Raw genomic sequence first — 352 nt, forward strand, 5'->3', positions numbered from 1 at the left:
GACGGGGTGGTGCGTAACGGCAAAAGCACTGCCGGACATCAGCGCTATCTCTGCTCTCACTGCCGTAAAACATGGCAACTGCAGTTCACTTACACCGCTTCTCAACCCGGTACGCACCAGAAAATCATTGATATGGCCATGAATGGCGTTGGATGCCGGGCAACTGCCCGCATTATGGGCGTTGGCCTCAACACGATTTTACGTCACTTAAAAAACTCAGGCCGCAGTCGGTAACCTCGCGCATACAGCCGGGCAGTGACGTCATCGTCTGCGCGGAAATGGACGAACAGTGGGGCTATGTCGGGGCTAAATCGCGCCAGCGCTGGCTGTTTTACGCGTATGACAGGCTCCG

General features: G+C 56.0%; 1 pseudogene. It reads left to right on the top strand.

The window, feature by feature from the left end:
• A pseudogene (locus SB719_RS19225) lies at positions 1-352 on the top strand (IS1-like element IS1B family transposase); the annotation flags it as partial.

Source organism: Pantoea sp. SIMBA_079, assembly GCF_046940275.1.
Lineage (GTDB): Bacteria > Pseudomonadota > Gammaproteobacteria > Enterobacterales > Enterobacteriaceae > Pantoea > Pantoea borealis.